The organism is Oleiphilus sp. HI0080 (genome assembly GCF_001635135.1).
On record NZ_LWFU01000570.1, the window covers coordinates 1 to 994 of the forward strand.

General features: G+C 42.3%; 1 protein-coding gene. It reads left to right on the top strand.

The window, feature by feature from the left end:
• The coding region (locus tag A3751_RS22850) for a site-specific integrase (RefSeq protein WP_068456546.1) at positions 1-871 on the top strand (871 nt) is incomplete at its 5' end.
• Between the last annotated feature and the right edge of the window lie 123 nt (positions 872-994).

A 994-nucleotide genomic window follows, 5' to 3' on the forward strand; every position in this document is an offset into this window, starting at 1 on the left:
GCGCCCGTTTGTTGTTAACGTGTCAAAAGAAGAGTTCAAGCGAGGAAAAGAAGCAAATATTGGGGAATACTTTCCTTCTCAAGCTGCGATAAAAGCAACGTTTACAGCGATATCCTCATTTTATGACTATCTTCTGCAAGAGGGCGAAGTTTCATCTAATCCGGTCGCCTTAATACGACAAAAAAGTAAATTCATTAGCCGTGATCAACAAGCTCCAATTGTTCGCAGAATTAGTAATATTCAATGGGATTACGTCCTTGAAACGGCTGAGTTGCTAGCAGATCAAGATCCGGAAGAGCATGAACGCACACTGTTTATCATGAATGCGTTGTTTGCGATGTATCTCCGAATTTCAGAGCTAGTTGCCGATGAGCGCTCGACACCACTAATGTGCGACTTTGAGCGAGATCGAGACGGAAATTGGTGGTTTAAAGTTACAGGCAAAGGAAACAAAAACCGAAGAATTACAGTTTGCGATGACATGCTGAAATCTCTCAAGCGATATAGAGAGCATTTAAACCTAAGCCCGTTGCCTAGCATTAATGACAAGTCACCAATCTTGCCTAAATACAAGGGTTCTGGTGGCATTACTAGTACGCGTCATGTTCGCTTGATCGTTCAAAATTGTTTCGATGCTGCTCACAATAGAATGCTAAAAGATGGGCTCGAGCAGGATGCGGATGACCTTAGAATTGCTACAGTTCACTGGTTGAGACATACGGGAATTTCGGAAGACGTCAAACATCGTCCTCGCGAGCATGTACGAGATGACGCTGGTCACGCCAGCATGGCCACTACAGACAGATATATAGAGTCAGATCTACGTGAAAGACATGAATCCGGGCGCAATAAGCGAGTTAGAGAAATTTAATAATAGGTCCGGATAAAAAGATCTGTAATATTTCCTAGTAAAACAGATAGTTACAGCTCTAAATGTAAAATCTGCTCCCTATATTGTTGAGGAGCCTACCTTCATCTTTGTATATAGTTATGC